General features: G+C 41.9%; 13 protein-coding genes and 1 pseudogene. 8 read left to right on the top strand and 6 right to left on the bottom strand.

The genetic code is table 11. The features are described 5' to 3' along the window. Nucleotides 1–142 precede the first annotated feature (142 nt). Nucleotides 143–1,192 (top strand): type I glyceraldehyde-3-phosphate dehydrogenase, encoded by a 1,050-nt coding sequence (gene gap, locus CQA40_RS08610; protein WP_115520451.1) that lies wholly within the window; start codon nt 143–145, stop codon nt 1,190–1,192. Nucleotides 1,193–1,424: 232 nt separating this feature from the next. Here the strand turns inward: gap and CQA40_RS08615 are convergent, their stop codons facing one another. Together CQA40_RS08615 and CQA40_RS08620 are read right to left on the bottom strand one after the other, a co-directional pair. Beyond that, nucleotides 1,425–1,775 (bottom strand): heat shock protein transcriptional repressor HspR, encoded by a 351-nt coding sequence (locus CQA40_RS08615; protein WP_023928687.1) that lies wholly within the window; start codon nt 1,773–1,775, stop codon nt 1,425–1,427. A gap of 81 nt (nt 1,776–1,856) precedes the next feature. Next, nucleotides 1,857–2,777, bottom strand: coding sequence for a DnaJ C-terminal domain-containing protein (locus CQA40_RS08620; RefSeq protein WP_115520452.1), 921 nt, complete (start codon nt 2,775–2,777; stop codon nt 1,857–1,859). 249 nt (nt 2,778–3,026) lie between these two features. Between CQA40_RS08620 and CQA40_RS08625 the strand changes: the two genes are divergently transcribed. The 3 genes from CQA40_RS08625 (at nt 3,027) to CQA40_RS08640 (ending at nt 5,841) form a co-directional block, all read left to right on the top strand. Continuing rightward, nucleotides 3,027–3,719 carry an outer membrane beta-barrel protein gene (locus CQA40_RS08625; RefSeq protein ID WP_181882899.1) on the top strand — a complete coding sequence of 231 codons (693 nt, stop codon included), beginning with the start codon at nt 3,027–3,029 and terminating at the stop codon, nt 3,717–3,719. Nucleotides 3,720–4,173: 454 nt separating this feature from the next. Beyond that, nucleotides 4,174–5,001 carry a MetQ/NlpA family ABC transporter substrate-binding protein gene (locus CQA40_RS08635; protein WP_115520455.1) on the top strand — a complete coding sequence of 276 codons (828 nt, stop codon included), beginning with the start codon at nt 4,174–4,176 and terminating at the stop codon, nt 4,999–5,001. Between the two features lie 36 nt (nt 5,002–5,037). After that, on the top strand, nt 5,038–5,841 hold the full coding sequence (locus CQA40_RS08640; RefSeq protein WP_115520456.1) for a MetQ/NlpA family ABC transporter substrate-binding protein: 804 nt from the start codon (nt 5,038–5,040) through the stop codon (nt 5,839–5,841). A 675-nt stretch (nt 5,842–6,516) separates the two neighbouring features. Here CQA40_RS08640 and CQA40_RS08645 read toward each other — a convergent pair. Together CQA40_RS08645 and secA are read right to left on the bottom strand one after the other, a co-directional pair. Beyond that, complete coding sequence (locus CQA40_RS08645) at nt 6,517–7,923, bottom strand: ABC transporter permease (RefSeq protein ID WP_115520457.1); 1,407 nt, start codon at nt 7,921–7,923, stop codon at nt 6,517–6,519. Between the two features lie 71 nt (nt 7,924–7,994). Next, nucleotides 7,995–10,646, bottom strand: coding sequence for a preprotein translocase subunit SecA (secA, locus tag CQA40_RS08650; protein WP_115520458.1), 2,652 nt, complete (start codon nt 10,644–10,646; stop codon nt 7,995–7,997). Between the two features lie 424 nt (nt 10,647–11,070). On the opposite strand from secA, the gene CQA40_RS08655 reads away from it, so the two are divergent. Next, entirely contained in the window at nt 11,071–11,460 is a 390-nt protein-coding gene (locus tag CQA40_RS08655; protein ID WP_115520459.1) for a DUF485 domain-containing protein, read from the top strand. Then, complete coding sequence (locus tag CQA40_RS08660; RefSeq protein WP_115520460.1) at nt 11,457–13,112, top strand: cation acetate symporter; 1,656 nt, start codon at nt 11,457–11,459, stop codon at nt 13,110–13,112. Before CQA40_RS08655 ends, CQA40_RS08660 begins: the two co-directional genes overlap by 4 nt. Before the next feature lie 339 nt (nt 13,113–13,451). Here the strand turns inward: CQA40_RS08660 and CQA40_RS08665 are convergent, their stop codons facing one another. After that, complete coding sequence (locus tag CQA40_RS08665; RefSeq protein ID WP_115520461.1) at nt 13,452–14,624, bottom strand: Mrp/NBP35 family ATP-binding protein; 1,173 nt, start codon at nt 14,622–14,624, stop codon at nt 13,452–13,454. A 347-nt stretch (nt 14,625–14,971) separates the two neighbouring features. Between CQA40_RS08665 and groES the strand changes: the two are divergent. Together groES and groL are read left to right on the top strand one after the other, a co-directional pair. After that, nucleotides 14,972–15,238 (top strand): annotated as a pseudogene (gene groES, locus CQA40_RS08670) (co-chaperone GroES); the annotation flags it as partial. Nucleotides 15,239–15,267: 29 nt separating this feature from the next. Further along, complete coding sequence (gene groL, locus CQA40_RS08675) at nt 15,268–16,908, top strand: chaperonin GroEL (protein WP_023928673.1); 1,641 nt, start codon at nt 15,268–15,270, stop codon at nt 16,906–16,908. Between the two features lie 446 nt (nt 16,909–17,354). On the opposite strand, the gene CQA40_RS08680 is transcribed toward groL, so the two are convergent. Continuing rightward, nucleotides 17,355–18,572, bottom strand: coding sequence for a pyridoxal phosphate-dependent aminotransferase (locus CQA40_RS08680; RefSeq protein ID WP_115520462.1), 1,218 nt, complete (start codon nt 18,570–18,572; stop codon nt 17,355–17,357). Nucleotides 18,573–19,126: the final 554 nt, after the last annotated feature.

Raw genomic sequence — 19,126 nt, forward strand, 5'->3', positions numbered from 1 at the left:
AATCGCGTTTGCGTTTTCTTGCTTATACAAAAGTGTTTTTAAAGTGATTTTTGCGCTTTTTTGATAAAAAGATAATGTAAAATTTCAAGCGAAAAATCACAGATTTTGCACCAAAATCAAACACATTCTTTAAGGAGAAGCGATGAAAATAGCGATAAATGGCTTTGGCAGAATGGGGCGCTGCATAGCTAGAATCATTTTGGCTAGAGAGCAAGCAGGCGAAAATATCGAGCTTGTGGGGATAAATGACATCGCAAATAGTCAAAATCTAGCCTATCTTTTTGGTAGAGATTCTATTCATCGCGCTCCAAATTTTCGCGTAGAGCTAGAAAGCACACAAGAAAAACAAATAAACCACTTAATCATCACACCCCACACAGATTCTACAAAAAGTGCCCCCAAAAAGCGCATTCCGCTTTTTGCTTGTGCTGACCCAAAGGAGCTAGATTTTGGCACACTTGGTGCAGAAGTGGTAGTAGAATCTAGCGGGCGATTTCTCACCACCGATGAAGTCTCTCATCACTTAGAAAAAGGCGTGCAAAAAGTCATCATCTCCGCCCCTGCCAAAGATAGCACACCCACCTTTGTGCTAGGGGTAAATCACACCCAATACAAAGGCGAGTCTATCATCTCAAACGCTTCTTGCACGACAAACTGCCTAGCCCCCATCGCTATGCTTTTGGAGCGTGAGTTTGGCATAATAAAAGCTAGCCTTAGCACCATACACAGCTACACAAACGACCAGCAGTTGCTAGATGTCCCACACAGAAGCGACAAACGCCGCTCGCGCGCTGCTGCACTAAATATTATCCCTACCACCACAGGCGCAGCAAAAGCCCTCTACAAAGTCCTACCAACGCTAAAAGACAAGATTCACGGGCATTCTTTGCGCGTGCCTGTGCCAGATGTATCAATGGTAGACTTAAACGCATATCTTGCCAAGCAAGCAAGCGCAGAGTCCATAAACGCACTATTTGAAGAGCAATCAAAAGGTGCGCTAAAGGGGATTTTGGGCATTGATAAAGATTTTGGTGTGAGTAGCGATTTTTTGGGCGATAGCAGGAGCTCTATCGTGGCGCAAGATTTGACATTTTCGCTAGGAAATATGAGCAAAATAATGGCGTGGTATGACAACGAATGGGGCTACTCCACGCGCATAATCGATATGGCGAAATTTATCTTAGAGAGATAGTTTAGAGGTAGTTTTTGGAATTTTAGGCAGATTTTAGGCAAGTTTTAGGCAAGAGTTTTTAGCGTGGCATTATCTTTGCTTTTTTTGCTCTTTTATTGCGGATTTTCTCAATAGCAAATCCACAAAATCCCACCGCATAATCCCACCACCTGCTTCAACGACTTCCCACACTTTAACCATTCCCCACCCACTTCAGCTATCCCTCCACATTACAGCTATTCCCCCATTTCAACTACTTCTTAAAAATAATCAACTCATAAGAGCTTTTTTGTGTCATCACAGGGTTGCTACTTTTGGAGGCTTGTGTCCTTAGCTCCTCTATGGTGCTATCTAGCTCATCTAGCCTCTCCTTTAGTCGTAGGATAATATCCACACCCGCAAGATTCACGCCCAAATCCCGCGTAAGTCGCAAAATCGTCTTAATCTTGTCAATATCCCTTTGTGAATACAACCTCATCTTGCCATCTGTCCTGCCCGGCTCGATAAGCCCCTCTTTTTCGTATTGTCGCAAAGTCTGCGGGTGGATTTCAAGGATTTTTGCCACCACGCTGATAAGATACACAGGCTCATCATAGCTATACATTTTTGCTCCTTTTTGGCTTTTTTGGTTTTGCTTTTTTGTGCTATCGCTAGGGCTTGGTTTTTGCGCTAGTTTTGCTAGGACTTAGCCCTCTTTGTCCAAAAGCTCATCTTTTAGCTTTTTGACTAGCTCAGAAGACATACTATCCACGCTTGGCAAAACTACATTTGCCCTTAGATACAAATCCCCCATTTGCCCGCTTTTTAGGTTTTTTGCACCGAGTTCTTTTATGCGAAATTTCTGTGCGTTTTTGGTGTTTTGAGGGATTTTTAGCGTTACTTCTTTGTGTAGGGTTGGCACAGTTACTTTCCCACCAAAAAGTGCCACCCCCAAAGGCACATCAAAATCACACACCAAATCATCTCCATCGCGCTCATACTTCTCACTAGGAAGCACAGATATTTTTAGTAGCAAGTCGCCATTGCCGCCCTTGCCTTTGTGCCCCTTACCTCGCACGCGGATACTTTTGCCCTCGCTTATGCCCGCTGGGATTTTAAACTTGATTGTCTCGCCATTTAGCGATACGGTATGCTCCCCACCCAAAATCGCTAAATCAAAAGGAATGCTAAGCCTCGCTTGGATGTCCAAATCCTCGCCAAATCCACCAAACCCCCCACTGCTAAATCCACTACCACCAAATCCGCCAAACCCACCTCTAAAGTTCCCGCCAAATCCGCCACCAAAGCCACTATTAAACCCACCTAGCCCACCAAAAATCTGGCTTAGTATCTCATCTAGCCCCGCTGCCCCGCCTTGAGAGCGAGCGAAATCGTGGAAATTCTGCCCTCCAAACATACTATCGCCAAATTGGTCGTATTGTGCGCGTTTTTGCGGGTCGCTTAGGATTTCATAGGCTGCATTTATTTCTTTAAATTTCTCTTCGGCTTCTTTTTGTTTGTTCACATCGGGGTGATATTTGCGAGCAAGTTTGCGATAGGATTTTTTTATATCATCTTGGCTTGCGCTCTCGCTGACTTCAAGCGTATCATAGAGACTTTTGCTCATTTGCTGCTCCTTAAATATTTTGTGTGTGTTATTATCATAGATTTTGGGATAATCTTAAGTGCTATTGTATCATAAAACTTTAGTGTTATGCTATCAATTTATAGAATCTAGCAAACAAAAATCTAGCATAAAATCTATCACATAGATTCCACCAAAATTTTCCCAAAATCTATGCCAATATTTACAAAACATACAAAAAGACAAGCTAAACTTGTAAGTGCATTGAAATTTATACAAAAAGGAGAAACGATGCGAAACCTCATCACTAGCGCGAATCGCGCAAATCACACTTCTAGTATCAAATCTAGACACCTAAGCCTTGCAGCTTGCTTGGCTTGCTCTTTGGCATTTGTGCCAAACCTCGCAAGTGCAGAGACTAGTGCGCCATTTGTCGGTGTGGAGCTAGGCTATGGCGAGGGCAGAGTAAATACAGATGAAGCTTATCTACGCGGTGTCCAATACGGAATCACAGCGGGCTATAAGCAGTTTTTTATGCCTTATGTGGGCTTGCGCTACTATGCAAATTTCTCTGTTATGCACGCACCGGGTGGGTATGACAAAGACGGCAACGATATAGCAACCCTAGACAAAAAAACAACCACACTACTAAACTACGGAGTAAATGTAGACTTCCTAGCGAATTTCGTAGCGGGCGAGGACTTTGACTTCGGTGCGTTTGTCGGTGTGGGCGTGGGCGCATACACTTGGCTAAAGAGCGGATACCTAGAATATGCACCTAGCAATTGGAAACTGACGCATCTTGATGTGGCACTAAATGTAGGGCTTCGCACCAATATCGCCAAAAATCACGGCATAGAAGTGGTAGGGAGGGTGTCTTTTCTGGATGGAAATGTATATAGCACCACCGTCAATGGCACAAGCGTCAAACTTGATGTTTCACACCCATATAGCGTAACTGCTCGCTACACTTATAGCTTCTAGGTAGCTTTGTAGGGGTTTGTTTGGATAGATAGCTTTGGGAGGGGGATTTAGGCAGATTTAGGATTGCTTAGATTTGCCTTAGGCTTACTTTAGGCTTACTTATGTTTGTCGGGCTTGTTTATCAAGCATTTTGGAGGGGGTAGATTTTGCTTATTTTTACTTATTTTTTTTGGATTTACTTCGCTTTTTGCTTCACTCTTTTAGCCCCACTATATTTTAGCTTTTTAGAACTTCACTTTTTATTTCACTCCTTTTTACTTCATTTTTCTTGCTTTGTTTTTTGAATATTGCGCGTTTGACAAAGGTGCGCAAAGCAAAAGCATAATTGTGTGCCGCTTGGTTTGGGATTGATTGGATTTTGTGCGCTATATTTCTGTGGTTTGTGCCAAGAGATAATCTCCTAAAGCGCAAATAATATCTAAAAGCCTTAATCTTTAAGGAAAAGGAGAATCAAATGCTTCATAAAATCATATTTAGCAAAATCCGCGCTGTGTCAGTGGCGTTTGTAGGGATTGTGCTTTTGGGCTTAAGTAGCCTAAGTAGCTTAAACGCGGGCGAGATAAAGGTAGGTGCTACGCCTGTGCCAGCTGCAGAGATACTAGAGTTTGCCAAGCCACTTTTGGAGAAAAAGGGCGTAAAAATGAGTGTGGTTAGCTTCACAGACTATATCACGCCAGACATCGCATTAGGAGAGAAAAGCCTTGATGCTACACTTCATCAGCACAAGCCATTTATGGAAAAAATGGCACGAGATAGGAAGCTAGACTTAGTAGCAATCTCTCCTATTTACATTATCCCGCTTGGATTTTACTCCAAAAAGTTTAAAAGTGTGGAAGCCTTGCCAGAGGGCGCGACTATCGCTATACCAAACGACCCTACGAACTATTCTAGGGCGTTGATTTTGCTGCACGATAATGGCGTAATCACGCTAAAAAATCCCCAAAATCTAGCTAGCACAGAAGCAGACATTATCAAAAATCCTCGCAAATTTCGCTTCCGACCTGTCGAGGCTGCGACTTTGCCACGCGTGCTAGATGGGATTGACGCGGCGGTGATAAATGGAAACTATGCCTTGCAAGCAAAAATGAGCCTAAAAAACTCGTTTTTCCACGAGAGTGAGAAAAGCGCGTATGTCAATGTGCTTGTTACACGCAGTGATAATGCCTCAAGCAAAGACATAGCCACGCTAAAAGAAGTGCTACTAGGCGATGAAGTAGCAGGCTTTATCCTCACAAAATATAAGGGCGAGATTTTGCCTGTGAAAATGCCTGCAAAAAAGTAAAAAACCGAGAAATAAACTAAACAAAAAGGAGCAAAAATGCTAAGAAATGCAAAAATAAGTAAAAATCTAAAAAAGATTGTAGCAGCACTTGGAGTGTGCGGAGTGCTTGCTTGCCCAAGTGTGGCAGGAGAGCTGAAAGTAGGTGCTACGCCCGTGCCTCACGCACAGATTTTGAGATTTATCACACCTGCGCTAAAAGCTCAAGGCGTGGATTTGAAAATCATAGATTTTACCGACTATGTGATGCCAAATCTAGCACTAGAAGAAAAAAACCTTGATGCGAACTTTATGCAGCACAAGCCGTTTTTGGATAAGATTAGCAAGGATAGAAATCTGCATCTAAAAGCCATAGCAAATGTCCATATCGAGCCTATCGGGGCGTATTCTAAAAAAATCAAAAACATAAAAGAGCTAAAAAATGGTGCGCTTGTGCTTATCCCAAATGACCCCACAAACGGCGGTAGAGCACTAATCCTACTTCACAACAATGGACTTATCACGCTAAAAGATTCTACCAACCTAAGCTCTAATGAATCCGACATAATCAAAAATCCCAAAAAGCTAAAAATCAAAGCATTGGAAGCGGCGATTTTGCCAAAGGCACTTGGCGATGGGGATTTGGCAGTGATAAATGGTAACTACGCTATGCAAATAGGGCTTACCACAAAAGACGCGCTAATCGTGGAGGACTCTCGCTCGCCCTATGCAAATATCCTCGTGGTGCGTGAGGGCGATGAGGGCAAAGAGGACATAATAAAGCTAAAAAATGCCTTGCAAAGCGCGGAGCTAAAGGCGTTTTTGCTAGAAAACTATAAAGGCGAGATTGTCCCTGCATTTTAGTGGTTTTTTGGGGGGTTTGGTTTTGGTTTTGTTTTGTGCGTTGTGCGTTCTATGATTGTGGCTTAGTTTTATGTGTTATGCTTGCGCTTTATGGGGGATTGTGGCTTAAGATTGTTGTGGCTTAAGTTTGGCTTCGTTTTATGGTTTTTCGTTTGAGCGATTGTGTTTGCGCTTTTGTGTTGCTACCGCGCTTTTGGGTATGGGGGGTGTGATAGAAGCGCGATTTATCTCGCTATATTATTTGGTGCGTTTCTCGCCTCTATCTTTTTTGTCGCATTTTGGATTCTAGCTCTGCATAGCGAAATCAGCTAGCAAAGGCTAGAATCTTTATGAAAAAATGTAAATACTTCTATCATCTACTAAAGAAACTACACCACGCCTGCTTTACTAAAAAACCGAAAGGCTTTTTAAAAAACTTCGGCTTCGCTTGTTTCACTAAAGAAGCCAAAGGCTTTCTAAAAAACTGCGCTACGCTTGTTTTCTAAAGAAACTGCGCTTCGCTTGTTTTCTAAAGAAACTGCGCTATGCTTGTTTTGCCACGCAAGTCTTTCGACTTGCTCGCAATGACGAAAAGTGTAGAAGTATAAAAAATATTTAGATATTTCGCTTTTTGTAAAAATCTCAAATATAGCAAGAAAACTTAATATGACAATATCAAAAAACTAAATAACCTCATCATTCATTTCGCAATACTACTAGGGCGTCAATCTCGCTTGCCTTTTTGGCAGGATAAAAAGATGAGAGGCACACGATGAGGCTCGCGCCTATGATTGTAGCGATGAAGTCAAGCGCACTTAAATCAAGCGGTAGCTTACTCACGCCATAGACATCAGCGGGTAGGCTTATGATAGGGAAAGTATCTAGCACCCACAGCACCACGCCACTAAGCACGATTCCAAAGGCGATTCCACAAAATCCAATAGTAATGCCTAGATAAAAAAATGTCTTTTTGATTTCGGCTTTGCTCGCACCTAGACTTAGAAGCAGGGCGATTTCTTTGCGGCGATTCATCACTACCATTAGAAGTGAGCTTATGATATTTAGGCTTGCCATTAGTATGATAAGCATTAGCACGATAAAAAGCACATTTTTTTCTAAATCCATAGCCGCAAAAAGATTGCTATTTTTTTGCCACCAGCCCTCTATGGTGTATTTGCCACCATAGATTTTGCCTATCTCTATCCCCTCTTCGGAGTTAAGAAACGCCCTCAAAGGCACAATGTCTTCCATAGGCTTTGATGAATGGATATGAATCCCATCAAAAATATCAGTAGGGCGATTTTTTACCGCTGCGATTGCTTGAATATTTGCATACATATAGGCAGTATCATACGCACTTATCCCAGAGCTAAACCCACCAAAAAGGCTAAATCGCTTCATCGTAGGGCTTAGCACTAGCCCTGTGGGCTCTAAGCGCGTGAAATATAGCGTGATTTTGTCCCCTTTCTCAAGAAAGTGAGAATCTATAATGCTATTGCCAATGATGATTGCAAAGCGATTTTGAGAAAAAGACTCTAGGGCGGAAGCGAGGGCGGGGTTTGTCTGTGGATTTAGATTTGGGTTTTTCTCTAGAGATTTATCCTCAAAGACATTATTTTCAAAAGTATTTTTTATGAAAGCATTTGCAAAGACGGGATTTATCCTCGCTTCTCTTTTGGCATCTATGCCAAAGACTATGCCAGCTTCCATTGAGCCATCGATTTTGGCGACACTTTGGGCAGAGATATAGGGGCTAAAGGCTAGATTTGGGAAGTGCTTCTCTAGGCTATCTAGCAGGGCACGAGGCACGCCAGAGCGGTTTAGCGAATGAAGTGTAAGCGGATAGCTCATCACAAACAATCGCTTTTCAAATTCTTTACTCATTCCATTCATTATCGCCATAGCCACCACTAGCACCATTACCCCTATGCCAATCCCAAGAAATGCCAAAATCGCCGTGATAGAGATAAATGGCTGTGTTTTATCGAAGCGCAAAAATTTGCGATGCAAAAATGCGGGTAGAGATTTTGCTTTGCTATGTGCTTTGCCTGCATTAGAGGATTTTGCTAGAGATTCTAGCGTGAAGTCTTGGTGTTTTGGCATTTGGCTACTTTATTTAGATTCGCTAGATTTTGGTGGCTAGATTTTTATTGGCTTAGATTTTATTGCTTAGGCTATTTTGCAAGCATTCCCTTTTTTGGTCCGCTTTTGCCGTGGCAGAGTTTAAACTTTTTGCCACTACCGCACGGACAAGGCTCATTTCTAGAGACTTTGCGTCCAAATGGCTTAGAATCCGCACCACTTATTGAGCTAGATTCTAGCTCATCGGTGTTATAAGCTAGCTCATTTTCAGGTGTTTGCAAATCCTCAATAATCTCTTGGGTTTGCTCGCTAGAATCCTTTGTCTCTACTAGCTCAATGATATGAAGCATTTTTATGGCTTGGTATTTTATGGATTCTATCAGCTCTATGAAAAGATTGTAGCTTTCTTTTTTGTATTCGACAAGCGGGTCTTTTTGGTTGTATCCGCGCAGTCCTATGCCTGTCTTTAGCGTATCCATTGTGTAGAGATGCTCACGCCATTCATTATCAAGCACTTGCAGGTAAATGATTCGCTCGATTTCGTTTTTGCGATTGGGGGGGAGCTTTGACATTTTGGTTTCATACTCTTGCGTTATCACGCTTAGCACTTCATCAAATAGTGCTAGCTCGTTTTGGGAATCTAGGCTAGATATATCACCCTCAAACCCAAACTCATCTTGCAAAACTTTGCTAAGAGAATCAAGCTTCACAGAGCCATCATCGCTATTTGCCCTCACTTGCTCAAACGCCCTCTCTAGCGCAAGGGTGCGGTTTTGCTCCACTCGTTCGCTCATATCAAATTCGCTATCAAGCAGTTCATTGCGAAATTTATACACACTTTTTCGTTGTTCATTTGCGACATCATCGTATTCTAGCAAGTGCTTGCGAGACTCAAAGTGTAGATTTTCTACTTTTTTTTGCGCATTTTGCACCGAGCGCGTTACAAGCCCTGATTCGATATGCTCGCCATCTTTTAGCCCTAGCTTTTCCATAATGCCTTTTAGCTTATCGCTACCAAAGATTCTTAGCAAAGAATCCTCTAGGCTTAAATAAAATTGGCTTACCCCCGGGTCGCCCTGTCTGCCACTTCGTCCGCGAAGCTGATTGTCGATTCTGCGGCTTTCGTGTCGCTCTGTGCCGATGATATATAGCCCGCCTAGCTCTTTGACTTCGTCATTTATCTTTATATCCACGCCTCTTCCTGCCATATTTGTAGCGATTGTTACGCTTCCCTTTAGCCCTGCGTCTTTGATGATTTCGGCTTCTTTTGTGTGCTGTTTGGCGTTTAGCACGGTATGTGGGATTTTTTGCTTTTTTAGCAGTTCGTGCAGGACTTCGCTTTTTTCAATACTTGCAGTGCCGACAAGCACGGGCTGTCCTTTGGAGTAAAGCTCTTTTATTTTTTCTAGCACGGCGTTAAATTTCTCTCTCTCGCTTTTGTAAATCAAGTCATTCAAATCCTTGCGCAAAATCGGCACATTTGTGGGGATTGAGATGACTTCTAGATTGTAAATCTGCAAAAACTCGCTCGCTTCAGTCTGTGCCGTGCCTGTCATACCCGCTAGCTTGTCATATAGGCGAAAGTAGTTTTGGAAAGTAATGTCTGCTAGTGTTTGGCTTTCTTCTTTTATTTGCACGCCCTCTTTTGCTTCTAGTGCTTGGTGTAGTCCCTCGCTAAACCTCCTCCCCTCGCTTAGTCGCCCCGTAAATTCATCTACGATTACGATTTCATCGCCATTTTCGCCACCTTGCACGACATAGTCTTTGTCTTTGAAAAACAAATAATTTGCTTTAAGTGCTTGGTCTAGATGATGAGAGAGTGCGGCATTTTCTATGCTATATAGATTTTCTACGCCAAAGGCTTGTTCAGCTTTTTTGATTCCCTCCTCTGTGATTAAAATCACGCGATTTTTTTCATCAATAGTGAAATCTATCTCGGCTTTGAGGGATTTTGCTACTTTATCGGCGGATTGGTAGTTTTCCATTTTGCGATTGGCAGGTCCAGAGATGATAAGTGGTGTGCGTGCTTCATCTATGAGGATAGAATCCACCTCATCGATGATAGCATAAGCGTGGTGTTTTTGGACTTTGGATTCTAGGTTGTATTTCATATTATCACGCAAATAGTCGAATCCAAATTCATTGTTTGTGCCATAGACTATGTCTTTTGAGTAGGTTTCTAGTCGCTCTCCCTCGCCTTTATCTGTGCTAGTGATTACCCCCACGCTAAATCCCAAAAACTCATACAAAGCCCCCATATCGCTCGCATCTCTAGCAGCAAGATAGTCATTTACCGTTACAATATGCACGCCTTTGCCACTTAATGCGTTTAGGCATACAGCAAGTGTGGCGACAAGGGTTTTGCCCTCGCCCGTTTTCATCTCTGCGATTCGACCGTCATTTAGCACCATTCCACCGATGAGCTGGACATCAAAATGCCTCATACCAAGCGTGCGCACGCTTGCTTCACGCGTGATGGCAAAGCACTCCTCAAGCACAGAATCTAGCGCGTAGTGTAGTGCTTTTTTGGTGTCTAGATTGCCGTGCTTATCGGCTTTGGAATGCGTAGCGATACTCTCTTGAACACGAGATTTTAGATGGGCAAATCGCTCTTGCAATTCGCTATCGCTAAGGGATTTTAGGCTTGGTTCTAGGGCGTTTATGGATTCTACTCGCTTGTGGTATTTTTTTACAAGTTTGTCATTGCGAGAGCTAATGATATTTCCAAAAAGTGTTTTAAGCATAGTGCGACCTTGTTAAGGATTTGCCAAAAAGGCGTAAAGATTAAGGAATTATAGTCAAAATATCTTTAATTAGCGTTTAATGCAGATTTTAGTTTGGTTAAAGATTTTATTAGAAATCGCTCTGCAAAAATGATGCAAATAAAAATCTTGTTGTGTTTAGCATTTTTCTTTGGGCATTTTTCTTGGAGATTTTTGCATTTAAAATATTTGCTAGCCTTCAAATGACAAAGCGCAAAAACACAAAAGTCAAAAAATCCTTAAAAAATACATAAAATCTACATAAAAATATTACTTTTAGAAACACTATGTGATTTTTTCATCATTTTTTGTTACTTTATTTTGCAAAATGGTAAAAAAATCTTTACACTTTAGCAAGCCTTGTGCGAAAAGCTAAGGTGAAATCTAAAAACATAAAGGAGAAAAGATGAGAAAAGTGGCGAGCGTCCAAGACGCTAAAGCAAGATTTTGCAAATTTGTTTCGTTTAGAAATAAATTTTGTATATATCTCTCGCTTGTGATTTTGGTTTGTTACTATGCGTTTGTCGCAAGTGTAGGATTTTTCCCCGAAGTGCTGGGCTATCGGCTAGGACCTAGCTCGATTACGCTTGGCATTATGCTAGGCATTGGCATTATTGTCATATCAATCGCTAGCACGGGCATTTACACGCTTTTTGCGAACAAATATTTTGACAAAGAGCAGGCGCAAATCATCGAGGATTTGCAAGAGAGTGGCGCACTAGAATCGATGATAAAGGGCGAATCTAGTGATAAATCCCAAGAGGAAAATCAAAAAACCAAAGGAGGTGCAAAATGAAAAAACTCTTTTTATTATTTGCATTGTTTGGCACACTTAGTGGCGCGTTTGCCGCAGGGCTTGATACAAGCGCACTCACGCAGGGCGAGCGCAATTATTTTGCGATAGGAATGTTTCTAGTTTTTGTGCTAGCCACGCTAGGAATTACCTATTTTTCGAGCAAAAAGTCTCAATCCGCGCAAGGATTTTACACCGCTGGGGGCAATATCACAGGAATGCAAAATGGCATTGCCATAGCGGGGGATTATATGAGTGCGGCGAGCTTTTTAGGCATTGTCGGGCTTGTGTTTGCAAACGGCTTTGATGGGCTAATCTATGCGATTGGATTTTTGGTAGGGTGGCCTATCGTGCTATTCCTCATTGCAGAGAAATTCCGCAATTTAGGCAAATACACCTTTGCAGACATTATCGCGTATCGTCTAGATTCTAAAAAGGTGCGCACTATTTCGGCTATTTCTGGCTTAAGTGTGGTGGTGTTTTACCTAATCGCTCAAATGGTTGGCGCAGGCGGGCTTATCCAAGTGCTTTTTGGACTGCCTTACTCCTATGCCGTTGTAATCGTTGGAATCCTAATGATTTGCTATGTAACCTTTGGCGGAATGCACGCCACCACTTGGGTGCAAATCATCAAAGCCTGCTTATTGCTCGGTGGAGCGACATTTATGGCGATTATGATTTTGTATCTAAGCGGATTTGACTTGGCGCGCTACTTTGAAATGGCAATCGCAAACCACGCAAAAGGCGAGGCGATAATGGAGCCGGGCACATTTTTGCCAGACCCTGTGAGTGCGATTTCACTAGGGCTTGCGCTAATGTTTGGCACGGCGGGATTGCCGCACATCCTTATGCGCTTTTTCACAGTCAAAAACGCTAAAGAAGCGCGAAAATCGGTGTTTTATGCCACAGGACTAATCGGGTATTTCTACATTCTTACCTTTGTCATCGGCTTTGGCGCGATTGCTTTCCTACTCGGGAATCCAGACTTTATAAACGAGCAAGGGCAATTCACAATCCCGCCAAATATGGAAGCTGTGCTACTCGCTAAAGTGCTTGGTGGGGATATTTTGCTAGGCTTTATCTCTGCGGTGGCGTTTGCTACGATTTTGGCAGTGGTGGCAGGGCTTGCTATTTCAGGGGCGAGCGCGATAAGCCACGATTTGTTTGTCAATGTCTGCAAGGACGGCAAATGCGACCCAAAAACCGAAATGCGCGTAACCAAAGGCGCGACTATCGGGCTTGGGATTTTGGCTATCATTTTGGGGCTTGGCTTTGAGGGGCAAAATGTCGCATTTACGGTGGGGCTAGCCTTTGCAATCGCTGCGAGCGTGAATTTCCCAATCATTTTGCTTTGCATTTATTGGAAAAATCTAACGACAAATGGCGTGCTATATGGCGGAATCATCGGGCTAGTGGCTGTGCTAGCACTTGTGGTGCTAAGCCCTAGCGTGTGGGTAAGCGTGCTAGGCTTTGAAAGCGCGATATTCCCTTACAATCACCCTGCGATTTTCTCTATGCCGCTGACATTTGTGGCGATTTGGGCAATATCAAAGCTAGATTTGAGCAAAAGAGCTGCTAAAGATAAGGCAGGATTTGCCGCACAAGACTTCCGCGCTCAAAGTGGAATTGGCATAAGCGAAGCTGTCGCGCATTAGGAGTTTGGAGCATTTGTAGCGTTTGCATTTGCTTGTGCTTAATTTATGATTATTTTGCGCTTATTTGCAATGGCGAGGAACTGCGATAGAATTTGGTAGCAGATTCCTTGCCTTGCACATCGCTGTATTCTTGCCATTGCCCTATATTGTAAGTTCATTGCAAGTCAAGGAAAACTTAAACAGTGCAAAAAATCGCTGATTGCGACTTGCTACACTTTTTGATTTTCTAATGAAATTCTAAAGTGTAGCAAGTCGTGATTACACAATTAAATGATTTTGCTACTTTTTATAGTGCTTGGCTAAAACCAACGCTAACTAAAAATTCTTAAATCCAAAATTTTACTTATTTAGAAAATCTATCACTTCAATGCTTGCTTGCATATATGTCTTTGCCACGCTAGAATCTGGGGCGAAATACACCACAGGCTTGCCCTCATCGCCACCCTTGCCTACTATGCTATCTATGGGGATTTTGGCTAGCACTTTTGTGTCGTATTTTTTTGCTAGCTCATCTGCGCCCTTTGAGCTAAAAATATCGCTTTTTTCGCCACAACAAGGGCAGATAAAACCACTCATATTTTCGATGATTCCAAGAGTGGGGATAGATAGCTTGGCAAACATATCAAGGCAGCGAGCTCCATCATCTAGGCTTACAAGCTGTGGTGTGCTTATGGCTATTCCTGCGCTTAGAGGCACACTCTGTGCGATAGATAGCTGCGCATCTCCTGTGCCCGGTGGCATATCAAGCACCATTATATCCATTTCTTCCCACGCCACATCGCTAAATAGCTGGGAAATCGCACGCATAAGAATCGGTCCGCGCCAAATAAGGCTCTCACCTTGTCCAAAAAGTAGCCCGATACTCATTATATCCACGCCATAGACATTTATAGGGATAAGCCTTTTGCCACTCTCATCAAGTGCTGGCTTTTTTTCTTGCACACCAAACATTCTAGGAATATTTGGTCCATAAATATCCACATCAAGCAAGCCGACTTTTTTGCCCTGCATAGCAAGGGCTATGGCGAGATTTGTCGCTACGGTGGATTTGCCTACGCCACCCTTGCCCGAGCTTATCATAAGGAAATGCTTTGCTTGTGGGAGGAGGTTTTTTTGGAGTGGATTTTGGTGGGGTGCGTTTTGGGGATTTTGTGGATTTGGCGAAGCGTCAAAATTTTTGGTATTTGGAGCGGTGGTTTTTGCATTTGCTTGCGCGTCTATTTGCGTGCTTTTGGGGCTTATGGGGGTAATGATTTCTATATGGATAGATTTTATGCCTGCCTCTTCTAGTCGCACCCCGTTTATTTGCGCTTCTTGGAGTTTGCGCTCTATATTATCGTGCAAAGCCTTTGCCACAGATTCATCTCGTGAGGGAATCTGCACGGATATTTGCACTTCATCATCGCTTATACTTATGTCTTTTACAAAGCCGTAGCTTACGATGTCTTGGGTAAATTGTGGATAAATCACAAGAGATAGAATCTCTTTTATTTGTTGTTGTGTTATTTGCATTTTTGTCCTTTTTGTTGTGTTTGTTTGGCGTTAAAGTGGCTTTATCTACTCTCTAAATCGTAGCAAACCGCGTAGTTTGTATGATAAATTTGCTTAAATTTTGCTAAATTTTTGTGGGATTTTTTGTGTCTTATGATTTTATGGGCTTTTTTGGCATTTAACCGCTAGTTTGATATTATTAGTATAACTATTCTTTAGTTTAATAGACTAAAGTTTCTTACTAATTTTTATATAAATCCTTGACTTATTAACCAAAAATTTTCTAAAATATCGCACTTAAATTATCCAAGTGCTAATTTAGTGCTAACTGATTTAAGTAAAACAAACACTCATAAAAGGAGAAACAAATGAAATTCAAACCACTTGGCGAACGCGTCCTAGTCGAAAGACTAGAAGAAGAGAGCAAAACTAGCTCTGGTATCATCATACCTGATAACGCAAAAGAAAAACCGCTTATGGGCAAAGTCAAAGCTATAAGCGCGAAAGTCGCTGAAGAAAAAACACTAAAAGAGGGCGATACAATCGTGTTTGGCAAATACTCTGGTAGCGAAATCAAGCTAGATAATGTCGAATATATCGTCCTAGAATCCAAAGACATTCTAGGCGTCCTAGCCTAAGTAAAATCTAAAATAAGGAGCAACAAATGGCAAAAGAAATTAAATTTAGCGATAATGCTAGAAACAAACTATACGAAGGTGTGAAGCAACTAAATGACGCTGTCAAAGTAACAATGGGTCCACGAGGACGAAATGTGCTTATCCAAAAATCCTATGGTGCACCCACAATAACAAAAGACGGCGTAACTGTGGCAAAAGAAGTCGAGCTAGCAGACCCTATAATGAATATGGGTGCACAGCTTGTCAAGGAAGTCGCTAGCAAAACAGCTGATGCGGCAGGAGATGGCACAACTACTGCTACCGTGCTTGCATATAGCATTTTTAAAGAGGGCTTGCGCAATATCACAGCAGGTGCAAATCCTATCGAAGTAAAGCGCGGTATGGACAAAGCAGCTCAAGCTATCACTGAAGAGCTAAAAAAAGGTAGCAAAAAAGTCGGTGGCAAAGGCGAAATCGCACAAGTAGCAACTATCTCGGCAAACTCTGATGAAACTATCGGCAACCTCATCGCAGAAGCTATGGAAAAAGTCGGCAAAGACGGCGTAATTACCGTAGAGGAAGCAAAGGGAATCAACGATGAACTTACCGTAGTAGAGGGAATGCAGTTTGATAGAGGCTACCTAAGCCCTTATTTCGTTACAAATGCAGATAAAATGAATATCCAACTAGAAAATCCATATATCTTGCTTACAGATAAAAAAATCTCTTCTATGAAAGATATTCTCCCACTGCTAGAATCCACAATGAAAAGTGGCAAACCACTACTTATCATTGCAGAAGATATAGAGGGTGAAGCTCTAACTACACTTGTGGTAAACAAACTTCGAGGTGTGCTAAATGTCGCGGCGGTAAAAGCTCCGGGCTTTGGCGATAGACGCAAAGAAATGCTAAAAGACATAGCTATACTCACAGGCGGACAAGTCATAAGCGAGGAGCTAGGCAAAAATCTAGAAAGTGCAGAAATCGCGGATTTGGGGCAAGCTGCTAGAATCGTTGTAGATAAAGACAATACAACCATAGTCGATGGTAAAGGCAAAGCCGCAGAAGTAAAATCTCGCGTAGCTCAAATCAAAACTCAAATCGCAGACACTACAAGCGACTATGACAGAGAAAAATTGCAAGAAAGACTAGCAAAACTTAGCGGTGGCGTAGCGGTTATCAAAGTCGGTGCTGCAAGCGAAGTAGAAATGAAAGAGAAAAAAGATAGAGTAGATGACGCGCTATCAGCGACAAAAGCAGCCGTAGAAGAGGGCATAGTCGCAGGTGGTGGCGTAGCACTTATCCAAGCCTCTCAAAAAGTAAACCTAAAACTCACAGGCGATGAGCTCATCGGCTATGAAATCATCAAGCGAGCTATCAAAGCACCTCTAGCACAAATCGCCCTAAATGCTGGATTTGACGCGGGTGTGGTGGTAAATAAAATCGAAGAAACAAAAGAAGATGGCTATGGGTTTGATGCAAGTAGTGGAAAATACGGCAATATGTTTAAAGCAGGTATTATAGATCCGCTAAAGGTTGAGAGAATCGCGCTTCAAAACGCCGTATCTGTCTCAAGCTTAATGCTTACCACAGAAGCGACAATCAACGAAATAAAAGAGGACAAGCCAGCCCCTGCAATGCCTGATATGGGCGGAATGGGAGGTATGGGTGGAATGGGAATGATGTAATCAATCCTAAAAATGCCTTAGCACCTCTTAATAAAGGCTAGGAGATAATCCTAGCCTTTACTTCAAAATCTTACAAAACTAGCAAAAATCTCTACTTCTAAAAACTTGCTAAAAAAAACTTAAATAAAATCTATTTTGCAAACTATAAAATCTAATTACACCCAAACCCCACACTAGCGATTCTATGCAAAATCTATTTGTTTTTGAGCAAAATCGCACAAAATCTAAAATACCAAAAACTGCGATAGATATGATTAGGTTATGCAAGCAATGCTCCCCCCTACCCTCCTCTTTTTGTGCTACATTCCTTTGTGTAACATTACAACCACCATTTTTGAGTAAGAACCCTAAAATCTAAATTTTTATCCCTCCACTCCAAAATGCAAAACTCCTAGAATCTACGCTATAAAACAAATCAAGCAAATGATGATTTGAAAGCATATTGACTACTCATTGATAAAGCGTTGTATACGCTTGATTCCCTCTATGATTTGCTCCTCATTGCAAGCAAAGCTCATTCGCACAAACCCTTCCGCACCAAAGGCACTTCCCGGGACAAGTGCTACACCTTGAGATTCTAGCAACTGCTTGCAAAACTCCATAGAATCTACTTTGGATTCCGCGCTAGATGATTTGGATTTTAGGCTTGGCTTTGTGTCGCTTACGCCATTTATGTCGATAAATAGATAAAACGAGCCTTGTGGCTTTAGCACTTTTAGCTGGGGGATTTTGCCTATGCTATCACAGGCTATATCACGGCGGTTTTTAAAAGCTACTCGCATAGATTCTATCTGTGCGTCTACTAAACCATTTAGCGCGACTATGGCGGCTTTTTGGGTGATAGAGTTGATATTTGAGGTGCATTGACTTTGTAGATTATCCATCATTTTGACTAGGCGTGTATCCTTACAGGCTAGATAGCCCATACGCCAGCCTGTCATCGCTACGGATTTGCTAAGTCCATTTATCGTAATCGTGCGCTCTAGGCTTGCAGAATCTAGTGAGCCCACCGAGCAAAACTTCCCATCATAGACAAGTTTTTCATAGATTTCATCAGCGATTATCCAAATATTTGTGTCTTTTAGCACCGAAGCTATCGCTTCTAGCTCGGCGCGTGAATACACCATACCTGTGGGGTTTGATGGCGTAGTAAGCACGATAGCTTTTGTCTTGGGTGTGATATGCTTTTGTAGCATAGTAGGGGCTAGCTTAAACCCACTTGCAAAATCCGTATCTACAATGACGCTTTTTCCACCGCTATATTCGACAATCTCGGGGTAAGTAACCCAATAAGGAGCGGGGATAATTACCTCATCGCCATCATCGACTATGGCTTGAAATACATTAAATAGCGATTGCTTAGCACCATTGCTTACTAAAATCTCTTTTGGGCTGTATTCTAGCCCATTATCGCGCTTTAGCTTATCAGCGATAGCTTGCTTTAGTTCGGGGATTCCTGCTACGGCAGTGTATTTGGTAAATCCACTATCAAGTGCCTTTTTTGCCTCATCTTTTATCGCTTGAGGTGTGTCAAAGTCTGGCTCACCCGCAGAAAAGCTAAGAATATCTCTGCCTTGAGATTTTAGCTCCCTTGCAAGTGTAGAAATAGCGATAGTGGCGGATTCTTGGAGGTGTTGTATTTTGCGTGAGTAAGTGGGCTGCATATATGCTCCTTAGGGTTAGGTAGAATTTAAAAAGGCATTTTTGGCTGTGCTGTGTGGTATGCCAAAATCGTGCTAAAAAATTGCAAGCAAAAAAACATTTTTAGATTGTAGCAAAAGCAAGGCAAAAACAAGCTAAATCTATGCAAAATCATAAAAATTAAGCAAAAACTAGATTTTACTGCTTTGGTACATTGTGTTTGAGTTTGACATTGCAAGAATTTTTGAAAAAGTCATTTAGCAAAAATTACAAAAAAAAAAAAAAAATAGTCATTTTGTTTGACAAGGTTGCCAAAATCTGTTAGAATTAATTTACTACTTAAAAATAAAAATTGACATTCTTTATCAATTTTTAATAAGGTTTTGAAGTTGCAAAACTTAAAAGTAATTTGCTAATCCAAACAAATAAAGGCAATAAAATGTTTTTATCTAGCGCGACATTAGGGACAATGATATACCAAACCACATATTTTCTGCTGTTTGTGCAGCCACTATGTTTTGGGTTTTTGTTTGGGAAATACACAAAATTGCGTGATATTTTTTTGTGTTTGTGCTTG

Source organism: Helicobacter sp. MIT 01-3238 (genome assembly GCF_003364135.1).
Lineage (GTDB): Bacteria > Campylobacterota > Campylobacteria > Campylobacterales > Helicobacteraceae > Helicobacter_B.